The organism is Rothia sp. P6271 (genome assembly GCF_048512995.1).
Classification (GTDB): Bacteria; Actinomycetota; Actinomycetes; order Actinomycetales; family Micrococcaceae; genus Rothia.
In genome coordinates, this window is sequence record NZ_JBLXXV010000002.1 from 16,978 (window position 1) to 40,421 (window position 23,444).

Here is a 23,444-nt window from a genome sequence, read left to right on the forward strand (position 1 = left end):
TTTGGCGAACACAAAAAAGTTCGCCAAACTCCTGATGATGTTTAAGAATCTAAACGGAGCTCGTCACTAAGGTTCGTGCACACCTTAGTCTGGGGGAGCTGTTTCACCGCAGAACTAAGGTGAACTAATAACGTCGAGGAAGAAATTTTGTCGGCGTCAAAAGTGATACGTATGGCTGGAGAACGTCCAAAAGTTGTAGCATCCCACATTCCTGTTGGCTGCTGAACCGACTGCTGAGCCTGTTCTTGTTCTTTTGAAGGTTTAAGAATCCAATCTACGCCATTGACAGATACACAAGGATCTGACACCGGCTCTTGTACGCTCACACCACATTTGAGGACAACAACACTGGGATCGCCCCACGCTGTTGTCGCTTGAGCGGTAGTCTCACGTTGAGAAAAACCACTAAGTTCTTGAGGCATCGCCACCATCGCATAGGCACAACGTGGGTTGGCTGCATCTTCTGCAGGGGTCAGGTACACCGCACCAGCACCACATCCGCTGAGCGGCATAGTCGCTAGGCAGAGTGCAGAGGTGATACGAACAGAGGTTTTCTTCAAGATACTCACGTTCTCATTCTATCGTTGTGCTCAAGAAAATACCTCTTCACACTACTCGCGTACCCTCCCAGGCACCTGATAGTGTGGGTAAAAGCTTGAGAACTTATCAAGAGAGTGAAGGAGGTTCACATGTCTAAACAACACAGTATTCTTGCTGTTACCGCAAGCGCTCTATGCGCGTTGGCTACATCCTTTATGACATTTCCGGCAGATGCCCAAGACGCTTTACCTCCTACTCATGAATCAATAGCCTCTCCAACGGCGCTACCATCGACTCCGCTCAATCCTCCTACCACGCCGCAAACACCAACGGCAGAACCTACCGTGCCAGCGGACCGAGAAGAACCTACACCACCCATAAATTCTGAGCCTACAACAACACCATCTGCCCCCGCTGAGGGAGGAGGCATCCTTCCTTCCCCCAGTCCCTCCTCATCACCAGCACCTACACCTTCCGCCTCATCAGAGCCTAGTGCACCTCAAACACCAACACCTGAAACAACTCAACCTAGTGAACCAACAGAACCCACCCCATCTCAAGAGCCAACACCCAAAAAGCCTGATGAGGGAATTGGCGCTGGCGCCAACACTACTCCTGCGCCACCTCAAACATCAGAACCGACAGCTGCCCCATTACCAGCACCAACAACACCTGAACGTGAAAACTCACCTGCAACTGGGCAAGAAGGAAATACCACAGCTGACCGTGAAGAAACTTATCAGCAACTTCACCAATACGAGACCGTTACACCCGAACTTCCTAACAACACACCTCAAAACGAGCTAGCTGAAGAAGCTACTCAAGATAGAACCTTCTCTATGCAAGAACAGCTCAATAGCTTAGGAACACCACTAGAGCCATCCTCTTTCGCAGAGACAAACTCTACGGGAAACAACTCACCCAACTTCGCCAATAATGACCGAAAAAACGCTCAACCTAATACTGCAGAATGGGTGGAAGACTACCTCAATAACAGTCATAAAACTGCTCATACTGAAAAGAACGCTCAACGTTTAGGCGTATTCGGCACTGAATCTGCAGAACACAGCTCAAATACGGTGACTGCTTCAAGTGCACGTACCCGCGGTAAAGCCATCATCGAAGGATACACTCCTACCATCCTGTTTTCCCTCTTCGGACTTGGCGGAATCTTCTACGTCATCCGTCAATTTATGCGCGAATCAACACCTAAAGACCTATGAACCTTACCTCGCACGTCAAAGACTTTAACGAAGAACAACTCTTAGAAATGTTCTTACCCATCTTTGAAGAACACAATCAACGTGTTGCACAAAGACTCGAAAAGGTTCACAAACCGAACCCCTGTATCCTTGGTGCAGGAGATGACAGCGCCATCTTCTCTTTTAACCAGGGGCTAACCGTGATGAGTATTGATACTCAAACAGAGAATCAAGACTTTCGCACCCAATGGGTGAGTGGCCACCAAAGTAGCGGATACGATGTCGGCTGGAAACTCGTCACCCAAAACATTGCAGATATTGTGGCCATGCGTGCAGTACCTCAAACGCTATTGATAAGTCTTAGCCTTCCACCACAGACACCTTGCCAATGGCTACAAGACTGCGCACACGGAGTTGTCGATGCCTTATCCCATAACGAAGCTCAAGAATGCACAATCTCTGGGGGAGACCTTGGCGCATCAACAGAAATATCTATTACCGTCACCGCGGTAGGACGGTGTCTAGGCGAACCGGTACGACGTAATAACGCACGTCCTGCCGACGTTATCGCCGTTGCCGGTGAACTTGGCACTGCCGCGGCGGGGCTTGCCCTCCTTGATAGTCCCGAATTTTTAGGGGTTAATAACCCTGAATTATTAGACCTTGTATATACCCAAAAACGTCCCAGCACGCCTCTAACACTTGGGTTATCTGCAGAAACTGCTCATTCGATGATGGACATTTCAGATGGGCTTATACGTGACGGGCAACGTATCGCAAAAGCGTCAAAAGTCTCGATGGATTTCTCTCTTCACCTTCTAGAAAAAGACCTGAAGAAGCTTCTCCCCGCCGCCCAGTGGCTCTGCCAACATACTCAAAAATACGCAACGTACACCCCCGAGCATCTGGCGAAACAATGGGTTCTATATGGGGGAGAAAACCACTCTATGCTGGCAACTTTTTCATCGTCAGAAAAGCTCCCTCAAGGTTTTAGAGCCGTTGGCACATGCACTATTGCCACCTCCACGCCACAACTTTTTATTAATCACGAACATGCAACAGAATACGGGTGGGATCACTTCTCATAACCTTGCACCTTATGCGAAATAAAGATTATGGTTCTGCCTGATACGTTTCTATAATGTCTCTTAGATAACGCACCATCCACACATGAGGAAGAGTCAATGAGCGCGATGAAGAACACTCTCAACGTCATATCTGTGTGGCCTCAATGGTGTCAAGAATCTACACAAATATTGAGCAAATACTGCCAACAACTCAACGACATTAATTTCTTCCCCGTCCCTGATAGCGATACTGGTTCTAACCTACTAGCTACCTGCCGTACTCTTTGCGAACATCTACACAACGGATGCGACCCCACTGACGCAGCACAAGAAACCTTACGGACAAGCCGCGGCAACTCCGGAACATTACTCTCAGCATGGTTCAACGCTCTGACCCGCTCACTAGGAAACGACGGAGAACTCACCCCCGAAGCGTTGCACCTTGGATTATTTATCGCTCAAGAACACGCCCATGCCACCATGATAGAACCTGCCGAAGCAACTATGCTCACGGTCATGTCGGATATTGCGCGGGCACCTATTACAACCTCGCATACTGAAGAACACATGTTCTTCCTCGCCGAATGCGCCTATCAGAGCGCTGCCTCAACCCGCCATGTACACGGTAGTGCAGATGCTGGGGCAGTCGGACTGTTCTTGGTCATCAACGCGCTCAGTAGCGTGTTAAACGGAAAAAGCATCGACGAGACAACGACGAACGACCTGTTTCAAATACCTGCCGAACTACTCGGTGAGCCGGATATACCGCCTGATGAACTGCGCGAACTCCTTTGCGAAATAGCGTTACCTCTAGAAAAAATGATGTTTTTGCGTTCACAATTAGAAGTATCTGGTCAGAGTCTAGCTGTCGCTATGATTGATCAAACAGCGGACATCCCTCATTGGCGTATCCACATTCACGTGAAAGACCCACAACAAGTGAAAGAACTTCTCGAACAATACGGCACCGTTGAGAACCTCGAAATCCTAGCACTATGACCAAAACACCCAAAGACCAAACACTTTTCGACGCTGTTGCAGAAACACAGAAAACAACCTCATCAACACCAAAACGTTCACAAACATCGGCTACAACACCCAAGAAAAGCACCAAAAAACCGGCGAAAAAAACACCTAAGACTCGTCGAACACCCCAAAATACGGCTCAAACCGCCACCGAACATCAAGAACTCACCCAGAAAATTCACCAAAAATACCACCAAGAAGCACGCCTCGAGAACACAAAACTTAGCGTCTACCTCGGAAAAACTCTTGCCGCGCAATTATCAAAACATCTTGGCGTACACACCGTTGAAGAACTGCTCAACTACCACCCCAAAAAATACCTCCCACGAGGCAAACTCACGCCCTTCTCAGAACTAGAATACGAACAAGACGTCACACTCATGGCACAAGTGGTCGACGTCCGTACCCGATCCATGCGTTCTCGTCGAGGTTCTATCACCGAAATTATTATTAGTGACCAACTCTCTGACGAAGAAGACCATAACGACGAAGCGCCCCTTGGCACCGTCTACAGTTACCGAACCCAAAAACCCAGCCATCCGCTACTCACAGGTTCTGCCAGCGGATACTCTGACAGCTACGGTACGTTACCCTCACCGGCACACCAACTACACGGATACGCTCACCCCAGTAACGCCCACCGTATGACCCTCACCTTCTTCAACGCGTGGTCTGCAGCACGAGACATGCAAACAGGAGATCATGTCCTCTTCTCTGGAAAAGTAGGTGCCTACAAAGGAGAACTGACCCTCACTAACCCCCACTATGCTGTGATCGGCGAATATCATCGTGCTACCGGAGACAACGTCTCATCACACGCCTACACTCAAGCACACGCACCCATTCCCGTCTACCGCGCAAACGCTAAATTTCCAACCGATAGAATCAGCGCCGCTATCGCAGAACTCCTTGACCACGCGCCATTATCTGAACTAGAAGACCCACTCCCACCAGAAACACGACACAAACGAAAAATACCGACACTGGCATGGACGTACCGTGCTCTACATACCCCCGATAGTGACGACACCTGGAAACAAGCTCAACATTCCTTACGCTATCGAGAAGCTTTCATCCTCCAAAGCGCGCTGGCTCGTATCCGCGCTCAACGCGCAGAACACACCACCGACTCGTGGCCATACCTCAAAAACGGGTACGCACAACGTCTTCTCGAACTCTTGCCCTACCAACTAACAGACGGACAAAAAAATGTAGGAGAAGAAATACGTCAAGACCTCAGCCAACGCACCCCCATGAATCGCCTATTACAAGGCGACGTCGGCTCCGGAAAAACCGTTGTGGCGCTACGAGCCATGCTTCAAGTCATAGACTCCGGCGGACAAGCCGCAATGCTTGCCCCCACCGAAGTCCTTGCCGAACAACATTACCAATCGGTGTGCGAAATCCTACGCCCGCTCACCAGCCACAACGATGATGAACCACCTGTTCACGTGCGTCTGCTCAAAGCGTCCATGCCCGCTTCGGAGAAAAAACAGGTTCTTCTTGATATCGCATCTGGTGCAGCCGATATCGTCATCGGCACTCACGCGCTACTAAGTTCTGACGTGAACTTTGCGCGCCTCGGTTTAGCTGTCGTTGACGAACAACACCGTTTCGGCGTTGAACAACGTGATAGCTTACGCAACGCAGACGGAGAACTGCCGCACCGTTTAGTCATGACAGCAACACCCATTCCGCGTACCGTCGCTATGACAGTTTTTGGCGACCTCGATATTTCTGTACTCGACCAACTACCAGCAGGTCGCCAAAAAATTAAAAGTATTGTTGTTCCTCTAGCAGAACACCCACACTGGGAGCACCGTCTTTGGGAACGCGCTCGCGAAGAAATCGATGCGGGGCATCAGGTGTATGTCGTTGTTCCTAAAGTTGGTGAGGATATCTCAGAAGATGAGGTGTCTTCTGAGGCCGAACATCTTTTCTCGACAGATCAGGGTAGTTCTCAGAAGAAGCTTCATTCGGCGATAGAAGTTCTCGAGAGACTTTCTCATATGCCGGTGCTTTCTGGTGTGCGTATCGATATGCTTCATGGGCGTTTGGATACTCAGACAAAAGCTCACGTGATGCAGAGCTTTAGCGAAGGTGATATTCAGCTTTTAGTGTGTACTACTGTTGTTGAAGTTGGTGTTAACGTCCCGAACGCAACGCTTATGATGATTCTAGATGCGGATCGTTTTGGTATTTCTGGTTTGCATCAGCTTCGCGGTCGTATTGGGCGTGGGCAGCTTCCGGGAACGTGTCTTTTGGTCACGGAGCAAGAGCAGGGGAGCCCTTCACGAGATCGTTTAGACGCGGTAGCTTCTACAACAGATGGGTTTGAGCTTTCAAGGATTGATTTACGTCAGCGCCGTGAGGGAGATATTCTTGGTGCTGCCCAATCGGGCAAAAAGAGCACCCTTAAATTGTTAAGAGCGATTGATGATGCCGACATTATTGAAAAGGCCCGTGAAGATGCTCGTCTTCTCATTGAAGAAGACCCCACGTTAGGTAAACATCCTGATGTGGCGAGATGGATTGAACGTTTTGTGGGTGCTGAACATGAACAATTCCTCTCACGAGGATGATGGAACGGGATTTTATATGATGGTTGATATGTGCATATATGGTCACGAACGGAGGACGTCAGAACATGAGTAGAATTATTGCCGGTCAATGCGGTAGTTTGCCCTTGTCTCATGTGCCAGGGAATAAGACACGTCCGACAACAGACCGTGTGAAAGAGTCTTTATTCTCTCGTTTGGAGGGGTACGAGGTGTTATCGCAGGGGCGTGTGCTTGATGTCTTTGGCGGTTCCGGTGCTTTAGGGTGCGAATCTCTAAGTCGTGGTGCTCGTCATGTTGATTTTGTGGATTCGTCATCAACGGCTGTTGCGACGATTCGTGAGAATGTGGCGCGGGTTTCTCAAGGGTTGAGTTCTGCTGCGTCCACCATGATTTATACATCGGATGCCCAACGTTTTTTGGAGCGTTATCAGGGGGAGCCGTGGGATGTTGTCTTTGTGGATCCTCCTTATGATATGCCTAATGAGCAGGTGCACACGCTGTTAATCCTCATAAAAGAACATTTGAATGATGACGCTGTGGTGGTTCTGGAGCGTTCTTCTCGTATGGAGCCGGTAGAAATTCCTTCTGGTTTGGAACAGTTCCGTCAGAAAAAATATGGTGAGACTATCCTGTACTATGTGCAGTTAGTGTCGTAGAGAGTTTCTGGATACTATTTATGGGTGCTTCCACTGTTAGGCTATAGGGTATGCAGCTAGTTATTTGTCCTGGTTCTTACGACCCTATTCATAATGGGCATGTCGATGTGATTACTCGTGCCGCCAAACTCTATGGCAACGTGATTGTTGCTGTTGCTCGTAACTCGGCGAAGACCTATCTTTTTAGTGATGAGGAGCGTGTTGCACTCGTTCAAGAGACTTTTGGTTTTTTGGACGGCGTGAGCGTGGAGTTGATGCCATCTATGTTACTTGCTGATTACGCGAAGTCTCGTGGCGCGCATTTAATCGTTAAAGGTGTCCGTAACTCTTTAGATTGGCAGTATGAATCGCAGATGGCTGTGATGAATCGGCATCTTAGTGGTGTGGAGACAAGTTTTTTGGTCTCGGATTCGCGGTATTCTCAGCTGTCGTCGACGCTCGTTCGTGATGTTGCCCGTTATGGGGGACAGCTTGATTCTTTTGTGCCTGTGCCTGTGCAACGTGCTTTAACACAGAAAATATCACGCGAAAAGTGAGCTTAACAGCACATTAACGGTGCTTGAATAGAATACGTGAAGCTGGAATAGTTGCTATGTAGCCGAACTGCAACTAGAGTTTGTAGTTGGTCAAAACTTATCATAAGGGAGTTCGTCATTTCACGAAAAGATTCATCGCCCCTGAAGGTTTCTGTTCGGAACCTGAGTCATCAACCTGGGACCATGGAAACCCTCGATAAAGTGATACCAGCGCCAAAGGATTTTGGCAATGCTCTGATCGGAGCGGAAGAAGGTTCGGACATTGAACTCAATCTCCGGCTAGAATCCGTTGTAGATGGTATTCTGGTTAGTGGCACTGCAACCGCCGACATGAGCGGTGACTGCAGTTTATGCCTTGATCCGGTTTCTGAAACCGTGTCAGCAGATATTCAAGAGCTCTTCGTCTTTGAGAAGGCACCCGCTGGTGGCCCAGAAGACGAAGAAGATGAGCAGTACACGGTAGAGGACGATTATATCGACCTTGAACCGGCTCTACGGGACGCAGTCATTTTACAGCTGCCGTTCCAGCCCCTTTGTAAGGACTCTTGTCAGGGATTGTGTTCCGAATGCGGAATCCGCCTGGAAGAAGAGCCGGGGCATCACCATGAGGTGCTTGATCCGCGCTGGAGTGCTTTAACCGGCATATTCAACGAGGATAAATAAACTTAATAACCGTATTTTCTAGAGAAGAGAGATAGCTGTGGCTGTTCCCAAGCGGAAAATGTCCCGTGCTAACACCCGCGCACGCCGTTCCCAGTGGAAGGCGTCCGTACCTCAGCTGGTTAAGACCGTTGAAAACGGTCGCGTAACCTATTCTTTGCCTCACCAGGCAAAGCTAGTTACTGACTCTGCAGGTAACGCCTTGTTCTACGAGTACAAGGGTCGCAAGGTAGCTGACGCGTAAAGTTAGTATGAATAACTCTGATTCATCAGAATTGTTGAAACGTCTCGGTCTCAATATTGATACCGAGACGTTTCAGCAAGCACTCGTACACCGTTCCTACTCCTTTGAGAATCCCGGAACACCCCACAACGAAAGACTAGAGTTCCTCGGCGACTCCGTCCTTTCACTGGCTATTGCCGAAGACGTTTATCGTCGTTTCCCCAACGAGCCTGAAGGGGAACTCGTACGCCGACACCATGTTGTTGTCTCATCATGGGCACTAGCAAAAGTTGCACGAACCCTGAACCTCGGCGCTTACCTCTGGTTAGGAAAAGGCGAAGAAAAAACTGGCGGAGCAGATAAAGATTCCATTCTCGCCGACACCCTCGAAGCTATCTTCGGAATGTGTTATATCACCCTCGGACGTGACCGTGCCCGTGACCTCGTCCTCGAACTCATCGCACCTATGCTCGATGATCAAGAAATCCTTGACGCCGGACGAGACTGGAAAACCGAACTTCAAGAAATCGTGCAATCCCAAAAACTCGGGGACATCCGCTACGAAGTATCCGTCTCAGGGCCTGAACACGCCCCCGAATACACTGCTACCGTTCATATCGCTAACACCACTTATCATCAAGGTGTTGCAAGCTCCAAAAAAGAATCAGAACGTTTAGCAGCCCAAAAAACGTGTAAAGAACTACAATCACACCATCAGGATGCCTGAACTACCTGAAGTTGAAGTCGTACGCCGTGGAATGCTCACACACGCGCTGGGCAAACGTATTACAGGTGTGAACGTTCACGATACCCGCTCTATCCGCCGTAGCGAGAATACGCCTGAAGAGTTTGCACACACCCTCAAAGATACGACAATTATTGACGTCGTACGACGCGGAAAATACCTCTGGATCATCCTCGAAAACGCTGATGGTACCCGTCTTGAAACAGCTCTTGTCATACACCTAGGTATGAGCGGTCAAATCCTTTTTAAAACCTCAAAGTTCCCGCCAGAAAAACACCTCAAAATCACGGTAACTCTAGGGAATCAAGACCATCACTCCACAGCAGAACCTGCTGCTGAACAGCTACGTTTTGTGGATCAAAGAATTTTTGGTGGAATGTACCTTGATACGCTTATTCCCGTATCGGATATACGACAACACCCTGTATCCGCATCTAGCGCAAGCACATTATCGTTACCGTATATTCCGCAAAGTCTGAACCATATTGCACGAGATCCTTTAGATACGAATTTTGATATTGACGAGTTTCGACAGAAAATGCTCAAAACATCCAGCGCCATCAAACGTCTACTACTGGACCAATCAACTATTTCAGGAGTCGGCAATATTTACGCTGACGAAGCGCTATGGCGAGCGCGTCTTCACTACGCGAAACCAGCGAAAACTATGAGCATGGCAAAGACCCGAGAACTCGTTCACTCAATACAAGAGGTCTTCTCACAGGCTTTAGAAGCTGGAGGAACAAGCTTTGACGCCCTCTATGTCAACGTTAACGGGGAATCTGGGTATTTTGATCGTTCTTTGAACGCTTATGGGCGTGAAGGGCAGCTGTGCTACCGGTGCCAAGAAAATGGGGTAGAGAGTACCATCATTCGTGAGGTGATGATGAAACGGAGCTGTTATCGTTGCCCGAGATGCCAACGTGCCCCGCGTCAAAAGAAAACTTCATCGTAGAGAAGTGCCCTGAAGCAGATACGCTTCAGGGCACTTTTTAGTGTCGGTATCGGTCTTGATAGAACTGCGCTAACCGTTCGTATCCTTCTTCTAACGATACTTTGGGCGCCCAATCGAGGAGTTCTTGGGTTTGTCGTTGGTCAAACCAATGAGCAGTTGATAACTGTTCTGCTAAGAAACGTGTCATGGGTGGTTCGTCTTCTCCAGGGTATTTTTCCCATACTTTCTCGATGACGCTACCGAGGGCGCGGGCTAATGTTGCTGGTACAGAGCGTTTGGGTGGTTCAATACCCACGGCCGTGCACATGTGGTGGATTATTTCTGCCACCGGTCGCGGCTGTCCGTTAGTAATCACGAGTGCTTGTCCCTGAATAGTCTCTAACCGTTCATATCCGGTTACGATAGCGTCTACCGCATTGTCAATATAGGTGGTGTCAATGAGTGCTGTACCGTCGTTCAGCAGGGGAAGCCTTCCTGCTGCAGCTCGTTCTAAGACACGTTCAACAAGTTGTGTATCGGATGGGCCCCACACAATATGCGGTCGTAGCGCTGCCGTGTGGGAGCGTTCACTATTTTCTGCGAGTACGAGGTGTTCGGCAATAGCTTTTGAACGCGCATAATATCCTCTAGTGTGTTCGGGTGCTGCAGCAGTATTATCTGCACCCATAAAAGACACCCCAGTATGAGCTACGGAGGGCGAAGAAATATACAAAAAACGGGTGATTGAGTGATGTGTCGCGGCTTGAAGAAGGTTCTGTGTGCCTTGAACGTTCGTCTGATAAAACTCTTCCCAGCTTCCAGCGAAAGATACTTTAGCAGCTAGATGAACGACCCCATCACAACCGTCAACAGCTTCTTCTAAACGGTTCTTGTCACCTAAGTCGGCGCGTATCTGGGAAAGGTTTTGAGCTAAAGCCGGTGGTAATATCTTCTGAAGTTGTGCATCGCGGCGTTGAACAAGACGCACTTGATATCCGCGTCGTAAAAAGTCGAGGGCAACTTCTCGACCTAACAACCCTGAAGCGCCGGTCACAAGGACCCGTTCTTGTCGCTCTCGAATCGGTGCAATGTGTGGTAAGGGACGTAAAGAAACCGGTGTTTTTACCACGATACTTTCGCTTTCTCTCCAGAGAGAACTTTCTCTGCCCACTGTGCCAGTAACGTACGGTCAATTTTTGAATTATGACGGATATCGGTTGGGTGCTCTTTCACGGCAAGTACCGCGCAGAGGCTAATTCCGGTTTCCTCAAACACTTGGTTACGAATTTTTTGTGTCAGCTTTACACTGGCAAGACCATTTTTACGGGTCTGTGGGTCTGTTTCAACCACCGCAACAGCTTGAGCACAACCGGCAGGGCCAACAGGGACGACCGCTGCACGTCGTACGCCCATAATTTTTTCGGCGGTATGCTCAGCCGCTACAGGGGTGTATATTCCTTGAGCACCCAAAATAATATGTGAGAGTCTTCCTTCAACCCATAGTCTGCCGTGCTCATCTAAATGCCCCACATCTCCAGTATGATGCCAGCCCGGTGTGGCTATTGATTGGTGCTCTGTGACCCACAGCCTGTCATAACGGTCTTTGACGTGAGGTGCACGCACCAGAATCTCACCGGTCACACCGGGCGTCTGATGATGTTCTACCCCCGCCACACCGTTTTTGTCTAAGGGTGCGATACTCACTTGCGCACCTGCTATCGGCGTTCCAACACAGACACCATTTCCTGCACCTAAAACATTTTTAGATGCAGCGTCAGCGGCTGCGTCTTGTATCTGTTCATAGGATATATCTGTGATGGGTAGAGCCTCTGTCATACCATAGGGAGTGTGGATGCTTGCGTGCGGAAGAATCGCATGAACAGCTTCTAAGAGCGAGGTGCTCAATGGGGCACCTGCAGAAAGTACGGTGCGTACCTGAGCTAAAGCATGTTTTTCTTGCTCTCCTAATGCTGCGGAGGTTCTGACCACATTCATGAGTGCGGCAGGGGAGAGAAACACCGTTTGTGCGGAAATTGCTTCTACCGCGTGAGCTAATGCTGAGGCGGTAAGAGTTTTAGGTTGGGTCACATCCATTGTGGGGGTAACACTTGTTACGCCAAGGGCTGGTCCTAATAAGGCAAAGGGTGCGAATCCTGCAACAAGTCCCGTATTTTGGTGCAGATGATAGGTGCTCATAATGGCATCTCGCATCGCACTTAGCTGTTGTTGAGTGTAGAGCACTCCCTTAGCTGGCCCTGTTGAACCCGAAGTGTATAGCACTGCTGCATGCTCTTGAGCATCTCGAATGGGGCGAGGCCGAACACTAGTATCGGTAAAATCTGTCAGAGTCGCTCTAACACCAAGAACTTTTTTCATCACACCGGTGAGTGGCTCCGCCGATATTCTGGACCCTGGCCAGCCGAAAGCCTTTGCTGCTGCTAATGCTTGAGGGATACCAATCAGATAATCTGGTCTTGCCCCCTTCAGCGCTCGAGTCAGGCCTTTGGCTCCAAGACCAGTATCAGCAACAACAACGATAGCCCCAATTTTTAGACACGCATACATACATGTTGTCAGTAGTGCGCCGGGGGGAATCATCAAATTCACTCGTGATTGAGGTCGAACACCTAATTCTTCAAGCCCATTAGCAACACGTTCTACGTTTTGAGCAAGTTCTGCCCACGTATAGTGGCGTGCTATGCGCGTAGAATCTTTGGGATGCATATCGACAACAGCTAGCGTCTTTTCTTCACGCCGTTGTTCAAGTTGTGCACCCATGGGAACGAAACTCTTACTATGAACGTTCTTTGCACGACGCTGAACATGCTGCTGACGTAATGTGTGTTCTTGCATGAAATGTTCATGAAGCCATTCAAAAAATGGGGTAGCAACATCTTGGTCTTCCATCACTAAATGTGAAGAATTCTCATAACAATGAACATCTGCATGCGGCATTCTGCGCATCAAGTCTGCTAAATAGCGACGGGTAAAGACAGGGTCTTGAACACCCCACTGAAAAAAAGCTGGCACTTGAAGGTGACGGATGCCCTCTGCAATGTTCTGCATCATTGCATAGGAAGGGCTCTGAGGCGTTGCGGGTATATCAGCAACAAAATTGCGGATACCTTCACGAAGATTCGACGACGTATAAGGCGAACGATACGCGGCACGAACCTGTTGAGATAATCGGTTTTGCCCCACCAAAGATAAGGTCACATCTAAGAATGCGGTACTTTTTTGTGTACCCCAACGGTGTACCCCAGGGGCAAGGGCAACCTGTAATGGTGCTGGAATAGCTGAACCTTCAGCATGAAAGACTGCAGTATTTGTTAATAAGATTCCGCTCAAAATATTTTGGTGTTCTAAAGCCCATCCCAAAGAGACTAACCCGCCCCAGTCATGGGCAAGAGTCACTACCGGTTGTGTACTATCATCTAATCCGATTGTTTTCGTAAAATCTGATAAGTCCTGCACTCGATCTTCAAGACGGCGCACCGTGCCGGTACGCTCTGAATACCCCATATCTAGCTGGTCAACGGCAATAACACGCCACCTATTCTCAGGGTGAGCACCCGCTTGAAGAATATTTCTCCAAATATATGACCACGTCGGGTTTCCATGGACGGCAAGAATCGTGCCCACCGGCTCCAAAGAATTCTTCTCCAACGTTGGAAGATTATCCAGATAACTCCACGAACGACGCTGCCCAGCATCTACAGCGCTCGTAGAACACACTTCAAGACGATGCAACCATTGAGGGTCAACACCGGGCCATTGTGCGGCAGAAGAAAAAAGGGAATGAGTCACTGCAACGGAACCTTTCATGGAGTTTCTTCACCCCAGCTATGTAGGGAAAGAGGAACCTTCTCACGGAGGAGAAGGATAGAAAACTATTATTCTTTTTTTGAGATACAAGAACAGGGCAGAACTACCAGAGAATCTCCATCAGCGACGTATTCAAACCAGAACCAACCCCCATACATAAAATACGATCCCCAACACGATATGTTGGGGCTTCTTGCGCTAATGTCATGGGCAAAGCCGCCGCCGCAACATTACCCCAATAGGGGAAAGTCATCGGGATCTTTTCCGAATCAATACCAACAGCTTCAATAATGGCGTTCGTGTGAGCATTAGAAATCTGATGTGTCACATAAGAATCCATATCAGTCCAATCCCACCCTCGATGATGAGCCTCTTCCCATGTCTGAGCAACCAACTCTAAACCATGTTTCAACAGGCCTGCAGCATCGGTGTTCATCCCTTCAGCGGCATTTCCACCGACGCAAAGATGACGATGCTCCGTACCTGCACGCGAGACAGAACCTACCAGCCGATGCCCTTGCGGGTGTAAACTATGGCGACCTAAAACAGCTGCCGCCGCCCCCGAACCAAGAGTTAACGTCGCAAATTGTGCTAACACATCATCACGTGTGGTTTCAGGCTTGTCGAGGATACGTAATGCCGTCTCATGCCACGGTGAAGGATCTTCCCCCGCAACTACCAACGCATAATCAATAGCATGAGCATCAATCATGGTAGCGGCAACTGTCATCGCGTTAACAAACCCTAAACACGCATTGGTCATATCGAACTCTAAGGTGTGTGCCGGAAGCCCTAAACGATCATGAATGCCCACAGCAACGGCTGGTTCAAAATGACTTCGAGTGACAGAAGCATTAATCATCAAACCAATACGATCGCCAGAAATACCGGCAGCATCTAACGCCTTTTGCGCCGCAGATACGGCACCATCTTCAAAGGTCATCTGCGCACCCCATGAACGACGTTCAGAAATGCCTGCTAAACGCTCTAACAGACCTTTAGGAAGCCTCAGCCTTTGATATGTTTGAGCGAGTTTTTCATCAAAATAGGTTGATGTGACAACCTCAGAAGGGATTTCATGTTCAATGGATAATAACGCCACATCAGAATGACGGATATCAGAGTTAGCGGTCAATGCGATACTTGCTTTCGTCCACGTTCGGGGTGTATGTCTTAGACTTATCTATTGAGAGAACATCTCATAAACCCAACACAAACACCAGGGGAGAGGAAACCCTTGATGGCAACCTATGAACATTCTAGGTGCCAAAAACACCTCTAGTACATATTTAGCTCAAGGGATAATCTCACACTATATGTGCTAGTAAAGAATCAAATTTTTTGGCTACCACCAACCTATAGCACCTTGGAGAAAGGAATCCTGTGCGCCTCATCTCTATGACCTTACGTGGATTCAAATCCTTCGCCTCAACCACGGTCTTTGACTTTAACGACGGTATCAACGCCATCATCGGACCTAACGGCTCAGGTAAATCCAACGTCGTAGACGCACTCCTATGGGTGTTAGGAGAACAAGGCAGCAAAAACCTCCGTGGATCAGCCATGCAAGACGTCATTTTTGCCGGAACCTCCCACAAAAGTCCACTAGGACGAGCGAAAGTCACTCTCGTTCTCGACAATTCAGAGCACGAACTCCCTTTACCTCATAGCACCGTCGAAATATCACGAACCCTCTTTCGCGGAGGCGGCTCAGAATACGAAATTAACGGTACTACCGTACGACTAAGCGACGTTCAAGAACTTTTTAACACGGCGTCCATCGCTAAAGGAGAACACTCCATCATCGGGCAAGGACACATTGACAAAGTCCTCCAATCTTCAGCTACCGAACGACGAGCCCTCATCGAACAAGCCGCCGGAATCCTCACTTACCGTCGTCGAGCAGAAAAAACAGAACGTAAACTCCACGCGATGAAAGCCGACCTCAACCGTCTCGAAGACCTCAACAAAGAACTCACCAACCAACTCAAACCACTCGGCGAACAAGCCACAAACGCCCGCACCGCTTACGAAATCCAAGCACAGATACGAGAACTACGCGAAAAACTTCTTGCACACGAAGCACTCACACAACACCAAGAACACACCCAAGACGAAGACCTCTACCAAAAAACACAGATCCAACACCGAAAACTTACCGAGACTCTCAATACCTGCCACAACAAGAAAACACAACACCACGCTCTGCAAACACAACTTGACCAACGCCGTCAAGAACAGCACGAGAACCTTCAAGAACTCGAAAAAATCATGGCAGCAACACAATCTCTTAGAGCACTAGCACAGGAGAGAACCCGCCTCACCGAAAAAAATAACTCTCTTGAAAGCTACCAACAGCATCTTCGCCGTACCGAAGATTCCATCATCCAAGAAAAAGCAGAAGAACAACAACTCCGCCAACAATGCGAAGACCTGACCCGCACTCTGCAAGACCTCACCCTACGATACGAGCAACAACACCAAAAAATAGAACGCTGCCAAGAACAGATACAACAACAGCAACACCGCCGCAAAGAACATCAAGAACGCCTAACCCACAGCATTACCGAACGAGCCAGCCTACGCGCCAAATATGAAAGAATCCGCGCTGAACACCAACGCTACCGAGAAGAACTTAAAAACGCTCAAACACAACACCAAAACTACGCCCAGAATCTTGACCAGCTCACCCACACCCTGCAAGAGCACACAAAAACTCTGCAACACGAAGAACAACAACAGCAACAGCTACGCCTAAAACACGAAGAATACGCCCGCAAGAGCGAACACAGTAGAAACATCTGCACACAACGAGCCATCACCGTACACACCCTACAAGCAAGCATTACAAGCCTTAAACAGCTCCTTCAAACACCTGAAGAGAACACCCCAGAACACACCGGCAACCCTCTTCACCGTCTCATTCAGATTCAGCAAGGAAAAGAACGAGCCATAGCGCACGCACTAGGAAAATATGCGCAAAGCTACCTCTACGAAAAACCTACCTACAACACCTCCCACAACACACTCTTCGCCCCACACAACACCCTAACAACTCACACCGAAAACATTAACGGGCTTACCCCAGCAATACACTGTGTCAGCACAGAACACCCCAACGCACAACAAATACTTCAACAAGCCCTAACCCACATCTACTTCACCCCAGAATTCACAGAAGACCAACACCATCTTCTAGAACAACATCCACACATCGTCATCTACGATTCGCAGGGACGACGCTACACCAACTACAGCTACAACACCGCAGAACCCGAAGATAACCACCTCGAAATAGCGGCACAGATTAGCGCACTCACCCAAGAACTCACCCACGCAGAAACGCTAGAACAAGAAGCCCAAAAACAACACGACCACCACACCCAAAAACTTGCTCAAATCAAAGAACAAGAACACGAAACAGCACGTCACATCGGAAAAATACAAAAAACTATCCACCGTTTAGAAACAGAACACGCCCAACTCACCACACAACACCGCCACGAACAAGAACAACACCAATACCAACAGAAAAAACTCGCACGATACCGCGCCGAAGAACAAGAACACGCACAACTACTAGAACACCTCAACCAAACCATCACCACCCTACAAAAACAACAACCCCCTGAAAACCCACAACAGCTCCAAGAACATAACACCCTTAAAGAAGAACTAGAGCACCTCTCACACCAACGCACTATCGCCCAAAACTCACTCACACACACCCAACAATACCTACAGCTAAACCAAGAAAAACTTCAAGAACTAGAAACCCACCTCAACACACTTCAAGAACACACCGCACAAGAACAACAACACGAACAACAACGCCTACTCCAACAACAACGCGCTAACACTGTGGCACAATGCGCCCAAAAACTCCTAGAAACACTCACCCAAGAACACTCTCAACAACAGCAGCACTACCGTGCCCTCAGCGAAGAATTCAGCACCCTCAACCACACCTGCCAGAACATCGAAGACGAACTAGCAGACATCACACACCAACATCAAACACTGACCAACACCTTACAAAAACTCAGCCTCAAAAAAGCTCAGAGCAGTATCCGCTACGAAAACCTCAACCAACGTCTTAACGAAGAACTCGGCTGCACCATTGAAGAACTCCTCGAAACCCACCAAAACTACCTCCAGAACAACACACCCCACCGTGCCGAACTCGAAAAAAACCTGCACCAAGAACAACAACGACTCAAAGCACTAGGAACCGTCAACCCTCTAGCCTTAGAAGAATACCAAGCCCTAGACGAACGCCAACAATACCTGCACACCCAAATCACTGATCTGAAGAAATCCAGAGCCTCAATGCGCTCGCTGATGGCAGAGTTAAACCGCCATATGAAAACTGCTTTTGTTGAGGCATTTGAGCAGACTAAAGACGCCTTTGAACGAATCTTTGCAGAACTTTTCCCCGGCGGAGAAGGTACCTTAGCGCTAACTGATGACGAAGATTTACTCAATTGCGGAATTGAAATTCATGCGCGACCTGCAGACAAAAAAGTACAAAGGCTCTCTTTGCTCTCTGGCGGGGAACGTGCGTTAGCATCTTTAGCGTTAGTGACTGCAATTTTTGAGGCTAGACCTGCACCGTTTTATGTACTTGATGAAGTCGAAGCTGCTTTAGACGACCGTAACCTCTCACGTGTCCTACCAGTCTTTGAACGTCTAGGTCAGACGAGTCAGCTGCTGATTATTACGCATAAACCTCGCACCATGGAAATCGCCCAGACTCTCTACGGCATTACGATGTTTCAGGGGGTTAGCAACGTCATCAGCCAAGACGCCCAATCTATTCGTGATGCTTTAGAATCCTAGAGAGAAGACCTGTTGTCTTATCACTATCACATCACCCTAAACACTTTTGAGGAGAGTAAGATAAAGAACCATGTCTGATTCCTATCAACGCAATAATCATCTTGATACCGGCGCTATCCCTATTACGGCGGCACACCCGACAGCAGCTCGACAATATCAGAATCTTTCTGAAACTGGCACTTCCCAGAAACGTTCAAAAACTCCCATCCCGGGGCCTTTGAAAGTTCTTATTCTTGCTGCTTTTGTGATTGCGTTAGGTTTTGGGCTCATCGCTCCCGTTCTTCCTCGATACGCTGCAAGTTTTAATGTGGGTGTACAAGCCGCTTCTGCTGTGGTGAGCATGTTCGCTGCCACCCGTTTACTATTTGCTCCGGCTTCTGGAAAACTTGTTGCTCGCTGGGGTGAACGCCCCATCTATATGGCAGGGTTGATCATTGTTGCCTTAGGCTCTCTCGGCGTTGCCATCTCATGGAATTATCCTGTCCTGATGGCTTTTCGTGCATTAGGCGGTATCGGCTCTGTGATGTTTACCGTCTCTGCTATGGGACTATTAGTGCGTTATTCTCCTGCGCATTTGCGTGGAAAAATTTCTGGGTACTACGCAACAGCCTTCCTTCTTGGCAATATTTTAGGGCCAGTGGTAGGCTCCCTCATGGTGGGGTTAGGGATGCGTCTACCTTTCGTGATTTACGCGGTAGCATTGCTGATTGCATGTATTCTGGTGTTCTTCTACCTCAAAGAAGCTCAATATGCTGGTTCCATTCCGCCTAAAACACAACCTGAACTATCGCTTAAAAATGCGTGGAAGTTTACAAACTTCCGTGCCGGTCTAGGCACAAACTTTGCTATTGGATGGGCAGCTTTGGGCTTACGTGTGGCGTTAATGCCTCTTGCTGCCGTAGCCCTTTTAGCGAGCTATCATCACGGTGAAAACTACGACCCAAATAACGGTGGGATTGTTTTAGCAGGTTTAGCGATGGCCTTCTACGCCGGCGGTAACGCTATTACCCAAAACATTTCGGGGCGTTTTTCTGATAAGCATGGCCGCCGAAACCTCATTTTCTATGGTCTACTTCTTGCCGGTGTTTCTACTATTTTGGTGGGCGTTTCTGGTTCACCCATGCTCTTTATTATTTTCTCTATTACAACAGGCGTTGGAACTGGCGTATTAGGGCCATCCCTGCAAGCTGCTATTGCCGATATCGTAGGAAACGAACGTTCCGGTGGTACCGTTCTTGCCACCTACCAGATGTTTGCTGACCTTGGACAAATTATTGGTCCGTTACTGGCTGGGTGGATTGCCGACCACTGGGGCTATAACTGGGCTTTTGGGGTGTCCGGTGCACTGCTGTTGGTGATGATGCTCGGGTGGTTACCTTGGCGCTCTCCACGGTTCCCGAAAGACCTTGCTGAAAAAGGGTATACCGGCCGATAAAATATGTGAGATGCCCTCAAGGGGAGTGCACTGACCCCAATATTTTTATGAAAACTTATGGTGAAGTTTTCCGATGAGTGGGGCACGTATGAGAAGCTAGAAGAGTGAACGATACCTTGACTCTTATCTTGTACATAGTCCTTGGTGTTCTCGTCCTCGTCGGTGTTTTGGCGGTGTTACTGCGTGGGCCAAAAGCTCCACCAGAAGGCTACGACTCCACCCGAGACGCGAACGACCGTGAACCTGCAGACGCTGACAGGCAACCTACTATCGACCGTCCAGCACCAGTTGCTGGCCGTCTCGTGCGGTTACGTGCCCGTCTGGCTCGCTCAAACAATCTCCTTGGAAAAGGGCTTCTTTCTCTTCTCTCACGAGACAAAATTGATCAAGACGTGTGGGACGAAGTAGAAGAAACTTTACTTCTTGCAGACCTAGGAGCTGATGCATCTGGGCGGTTAGTAGAAAATCTACAACAACGTGTACGCATCGAAGGCACCGAAAACCCCGCACAGGTCAAGCAGATGCTCAACGAAGAACTGCTAAAGATTGTTGGTGTTGATACTGACCGTTCTCTACGCACCACGGGAGAGAACGGTAAACCTGGTGTAGTTCTTGTGGTGGGTGTCAACGGCGTTGGCAAAACGACCACTGTCGGAAAGCTTTCTCGTGTGATGGTCGCTGAAGAGAAAAAACTCTTATTGGGTGCTGCCGATACCTTCCGTGCAGCGGCTGCCGACCAGCTACAAACGTGGGGCGATAGAGTCGGCGTCGAAACGATACGTTCTGAAAAAGACGGTGCTGACCCCGCCTCAGTAGCTTATGAAGCGATTCGTGAGGGTGTTTCTCGTGGCGTAGATACCGTGATGATTGATACGGCTGGACGTCTACAAAATAAAGCCGGACTGATGGATCAACTCGGCAAAATCAAGCGAGTTGTTGAGAAAGAAGCACCCGTAACAGAGGTTCTACTCGTTATTGATGCAACAACCGGACAGAACGGTATGATGCAAGCAAAAGTCTTCTCCGACGTTGTTGATATTACCGGCATCGTACTGACTAAATTAGATGGCTCCGCTAAAGGTGGCATCGTGGTCGCTATTCAAGAAGAGCTTGGCGTCCCTGTCAAACTTGTTGGATTGGGCGAAGGCCCCGACGATCTTGCCCCCTTCGATGCGCAAGAATTTGTCAACGCACTCTTAGATTAAAACTCGGTTTATCTGAGACAAAGAATCTTCACTACCGTATGAGGTAGTGAAGATTCTTTGCTATTTAGCGTAAGTTCTTCACCAGAATATGAATGATGAGAGGGCACATCTTCTTTAAGTGCGTTATCCTTAGAAGTTGATTCAGAAAAATTACGAGGTTCTCCTCGATCTACCCAAATAGCGAAAGTGGTTCACGACTCGTGTTCAATTCACTCTCTGACCGGTTGACAGCAACCTTCAAAAACCTCCGCGGCAAAGGTCGCCTCTCCGAAGCCGATATTGACGCTACCGTACGGGAAATCCGTCGTGCGCTCTTGGACGCTGACGTTGCAGTGCCGGTGGTACGAGAGTTCACCGCTCACGTTAAAGAACGTGCTTTGGGGCAAGAAGTCTCTGAAGCGCTTAACCCCAGCCAACAAATTGTCAAAATTGTTAATGAAGAACTTGTCAACATCTTGGGTGGTCAGACTCGTCGAATCAATATGGCGAAGTCTGGGCCTACCATCATTATGCTTGCCGGTCTTCAAGGTGCTGGTAAAACCACCCTTTCTGGAAAACTCTCGCACTGGCTCAAGAGCCAAGGACACACGCCGATGCTGGTGGCTTCTGACCTTCAGCGTCCTAACGCAGTGAACCAGCTAAAAGTTGTTGGTGAACGTGCCGGAGTACCCGTTTATGCTCCACATCCCGGCGTCACTTCTGAATTTGATGTGCCCACTGGCGACCCTGTACAAGTTGCTCGTGATGGTGTGGCAGAGGCCCGCGCAAAGTTGCATGACGTGGTCATTGTCGATACTGCAGGTCGTCTCGGTGTCGACGCCGAATTGATGCAACAGGCACGAGACATCCGTAACGCGATTGAACCGGATGAAGTTCTTTTCGTAATTGACGCGATGATTGGTCAAGACGCTGTCAATACTGCACTTGCCTTTAACGAAGGTGTCGATTTTACCGGTGTTGTCCTCTCAAAACTTGATGGTGACGCACGCGGTGGTGCAGCGCTTTCTGTTGCATCGGTGACGGGCAAACCGATTATGTTTGCTTCTACAGGTGAGAACCTCGACGAGTTTGAACAGTTCCATCCTGACCGTATGGCTTCTCGCATCTTGGATATGGGTGATGTGCTCACTCTCATTGAACAAGCAGAAGCTAATTGGGATAAAGCTGAAGCCGACCGTATGGCCCAAAAATTTGCTGACCAAGAGGACTTCACGTTTGAAGACTTCTTAGCGCAAATGCAGCAGATTCGCAAAATGGGTTCCATGAAAAAACTGCTGATGATGATGCCTGGAGCCGCTCAGATTCGTCAGCAGCTTGAGGCCTTTGACGAACGTGAAATTGACCGAGTCGAGGCAATCGTCCGTTCGATGACACCGCATGAACGCGTTGCTCCCAAAATTATTAACGGTTCACGACGGGCTCGTATCGCTCGTGGTGCTGGTGTTACTGTTTCTGAAGTGAATCAGCTGATGGAACGTTTTGCTCAGGCTCAAAAGATGATGAAGAAACTTGCCTCTGGCAATATGGCTGGTTTGCCCGGCGGTATGCAAATGCCGGGGATGGCAGCTGCCGCTGGTGCGGCGCGTAAAGCCAATAAGAAGAAAGGCAAGAACGCGAAGAAAGCGCGTTCTGGTAATCCCGCAAAGCGCGAACAGCAATTAGCTGCAGCTCAGAAGAAACAGAGTGCGCCTGCTGGTTCTGCCTTTGGAAACACTGGGCAAGACTTCGACGCCTCAGAGCTGAACCTTCCTAAAGGTTTTGAGAAGTTTTTAGGTTCAGATAAATAAAGTTTCTTGACTATATGTGAGCTACGGTTACGTGACTCATACGGAAGTCTTTAGTGTTTTGTGGCATCATGACGGATGTCAAAAACACTAAAGACTTCTTTGTTTTTGGCTATCAAAAGCTCAACACGCTCTTGTCGTTGACGTACTGTTGCTCCACGGTTACACAAGAAAAATAAGACCTGTTATTCTTATGCCAAAATAAG

The 23,444-nt window shown here is 48.8% G+C and carries 18 protein-coding genes; 14 read left to right on the forward strand and 4 right to left on the reverse strand.

Features of this window, described 5'->3' with window-relative positions; translation table 11 throughout:
• Positions 1 to 41 precede the first annotated feature (41 nt).
• Positions 42 to 569 (reverse strand): DUF3515 domain-containing protein, encoded by a 528-nt coding sequence (locus ACN08X_RS02435; protein ID WP_419107793.1) that lies wholly within the window; start codon positions 567 to 569, stop codon positions 42 to 44.
• A gap of 120 nt (positions 570 to 689) precedes the next feature.
• Here ACN08X_RS02435 and ACN08X_RS02440 point away from each other — a divergent pair, with 120 nt between their 5' ends.
• The 10 genes from ACN08X_RS02440 to mutM all read left to right on the forward strand — a co-directional run bounded on the left by ACN08X_RS02440 (position 690) and on the right by mutM (position 10,171).
• Entirely contained in the window at positions 690 to 1,763 is a 1,074-nt protein-coding gene (locus ACN08X_RS02440) for a hypothetical protein (protein ID WP_419107794.1), read from the forward strand.
• On the forward strand, positions 1,760 to 2,830 hold the full coding sequence (locus tag ACN08X_RS02445; RefSeq protein WP_419107795.1) for a thiamine-phosphate kinase: 1,071 nt from the start codon (positions 1,760 to 1,762) through the stop codon (positions 2,828 to 2,830). Before ACN08X_RS02440 ends, ACN08X_RS02445 begins: the two co-directional genes overlap by 4 nt.
• A 96-nt stretch (positions 2,831 to 2,926) precedes the next feature.
• Positions 2,927 to 3,808 carry a DAK2 domain-containing protein gene (locus tag ACN08X_RS02450; protein ID WP_419107796.1) on the forward strand — a complete coding sequence of 294 codons (882 nt, stop codon included), beginning with the start codon at positions 2,927 to 2,929 and terminating at the stop codon, positions 3,806 to 3,808.
• The gene (locus ACN08X_RS02455; protein WP_419107797.1) at positions 3,805 to 6,417 is read left to right on the forward strand and encodes an ATP-dependent DNA helicase RecG; all 2,613 of its coding nucleotides are present in this window, start codon (positions 3,805 to 3,807) and stop codon (positions 6,415 to 6,417) included. Before ACN08X_RS02450 ends, ACN08X_RS02455 begins: the two co-directional genes overlap by 4 nt.
• Positions 6,418 to 6,482: 65 nt before the next feature.
• Positions 6,483 to 7,052 carry a 16S rRNA (guanine(966)-N(2))-methyltransferase RsmD gene (gene rsmD, locus ACN08X_RS02460; protein WP_419107798.1) on the forward strand — a complete coding sequence of 190 codons (570 nt, stop codon included), beginning with the start codon at positions 6,483 to 6,485 and terminating at the stop codon, positions 7,050 to 7,052.
• Between the two features lie 50 nt (positions 7,053 to 7,102).
• Entirely contained in the window at positions 7,103 to 7,588 is a 486-nt protein-coding gene (gene coaD, locus ACN08X_RS02465; protein ID WP_419101408.1) for a pantetheine-phosphate adenylyltransferase, read from the forward strand.
• Positions 7,589 to 7,771: 183 nt separating this feature from the next.
• Positions 7,772 to 8,251, forward strand: coding sequence for a YceD family protein (locus ACN08X_RS02470; protein WP_419101407.1), 480 nt, complete (start codon positions 7,772 to 7,774; stop codon positions 8,249 to 8,251).
• A gap of 37 nt (positions 8,252 to 8,288) precedes the next feature.
• Positions 8,289 to 8,492, forward strand: coding sequence for a 50S ribosomal protein L32 (gene rpmF, locus ACN08X_RS02475; RefSeq protein ID WP_419101406.1), 204 nt, complete (start codon positions 8,289 to 8,291; stop codon positions 8,490 to 8,492).
• Positions 8,493 to 8,499: 7 nt separating this feature from the next.
• Positions 8,500 to 9,198 carry a ribonuclease III gene (gene rnc / locus ACN08X_RS02480; RefSeq protein ID WP_419101405.1) on the forward strand — a complete coding sequence of 233 codons (699 nt, stop codon included), beginning with the start codon at positions 8,500 to 8,502 and terminating at the stop codon, positions 9,196 to 9,198.
• Complete coding sequence (gene mutM / locus ACN08X_RS02485) at positions 9,191 to 10,171, forward strand: bifunctional DNA-formamidopyrimidine glycosylase/DNA-(apurinic or apyrimidinic site) lyase (RefSeq protein WP_419107799.1); 981 nt, start codon at positions 9,191 to 9,193, stop codon at positions 10,169 to 10,171. The genes rnc and mutM overlap by 8 nt, the downstream gene beginning before the upstream one ends.
• 37 nt (positions 10,172 to 10,208) lie before the next feature.
• Here the strand turns inward: mutM and ACN08X_RS02490 are convergent, their stop codons facing one another.
• The 3 genes from ACN08X_RS02490 to ACN08X_RS02500 form a co-directional block, all read right to left on the reverse strand.
• Entirely contained in the window at positions 10,209 to 11,279 is a 1,071-nt protein-coding gene (locus ACN08X_RS02490) for an NAD-dependent epimerase/dehydratase family protein (RefSeq protein ID WP_419107800.1), read from the reverse strand.
• Positions 11,273 to 13,957, reverse strand: a complete 2,685-nt coding sequence (locus ACN08X_RS02495; RefSeq protein WP_419107801.1) for an alpha/beta fold hydrolase — start codon at positions 13,955 to 13,957, stop codon at positions 11,273 to 11,275. Before ACN08X_RS02495 ends, ACN08X_RS02490 begins: the two co-directional genes overlap by 7 nt.
• 121 nt (positions 13,958 to 14,078) lie before the next feature.
• Positions 14,079 to 15,110, reverse strand: coding sequence for a 3-oxoacyl-ACP synthase III (locus ACN08X_RS02500; RefSeq protein WP_419107802.1), 1,032 nt, complete (start codon positions 15,108 to 15,110; stop codon positions 14,079 to 14,081).
• A 248-nt stretch (positions 15,111 to 15,358) separates the two neighbouring features.
• Between ACN08X_RS02500 and smc the strand changes: the two genes are divergently transcribed.
• The 4 genes from smc to ffh all read left to right on the forward strand — a co-directional run bounded on the left by smc (position 15,359) and on the right by ffh (position 23,241).
• Positions 15,359 to 18,814, forward strand: a complete 3,456-nt coding sequence (smc, locus tag ACN08X_RS02505) for a chromosome segregation protein SMC (RefSeq protein WP_419107803.1) — start codon at positions 15,359 to 15,361, stop codon at positions 18,812 to 18,814.
• A gap of 70 nt (positions 18,815 to 18,884) precedes the next feature.
• Positions 18,885 to 20,249 (forward strand): MFS transporter, encoded by a 1,365-nt coding sequence (locus ACN08X_RS02510; protein WP_419107804.1) that lies wholly within the window; start codon positions 18,885 to 18,887, stop codon positions 20,247 to 20,249.
• Between the two features lie 104 nt (positions 20,250 to 20,353).
• Positions 20,354 to 21,454, forward strand: coding sequence for a signal recognition particle-docking protein FtsY (gene ftsY / locus ACN08X_RS02515; protein ID WP_419107805.1), 1,101 nt, complete (start codon positions 20,354 to 20,356; stop codon positions 21,452 to 21,454).
• 200 nt (positions 21,455 to 21,654) lie between these two features.
• Positions 21,655 to 23,241, forward strand: coding sequence for a signal recognition particle protein (ffh, locus tag ACN08X_RS02520; RefSeq protein WP_419101397.1), 1,587 nt, complete (start codon positions 21,655 to 21,657; stop codon positions 23,239 to 23,241).
• Positions 23,242 to 23,444 lie beyond the last annotated feature (203 nt).

Excerpts from the sequence above, each read along its gene's own strand:
- ACN08X_RS02510 (WP_419107804.1), top strand. The coding sequence starts at position 18,885 with ATGTCTGATTCCTATCAACGCAATAATCATCTTGATACCGGCGCTATC.
- ACN08X_RS02455 (WP_419107797.1), top strand. The coding sequence starts at position 3,805 with ATGACCAAAACACCCAAAGACCAAACACTTTTCGACGCTGTTGCAGAA.
- ACN08X_RS02450 (WP_419107796.1), top strand. The coding sequence starts at position 2,927 with ATGAGCGCGATGAAGAACACTCTCAACGTCATATCTGTGTGGCCTCAA.
- coaD (WP_419101408.1), top strand. The coding sequence starts at position 7,103 with ATGCAGCTAGTTATTTGTCCTGGTTCTTACGACCCTATTCATAATGGG.
- mutM (WP_419107799.1), top strand. The coding sequence starts at position 9,191 with ATGCCTGAACTACCTGAAGTTGAAGTCGTACGCCGTGGAATGCTCACA.
- ACN08X_RS02470 (WP_419101407.1), top strand. The coding sequence starts at position 7,772 with ATGGAAACCCTCGATAAAGTGATACCAGCGCCAAAGGATTTTGGCAAT.
- ACN08X_RS02445 (WP_419107795.1), top strand. The coding sequence starts at position 1,760 with ATGAACCTTACCTCGCACGTCAAAGACTTTAACGAAGAACAACTCTTA.
- rsmD (WP_419107798.1), top strand. The coding sequence starts at position 6,483 with ATGAGTAGAATTATTGCCGGTCAATGCGGTAGTTTGCCCTTGTCTCAT.
- rnc (WP_419101405.1), top strand. The coding sequence starts at position 8,500 with ATGAATAACTCTGATTCATCAGAATTGTTGAAACGTCTCGGTCTCAAT.
- ACN08X_RS02440 (WP_419107794.1), top strand. The coding sequence starts at position 690 with ATGTCTAAACAACACAGTATTCTTGCTGTTACCGCAAGCGCTCTATGC.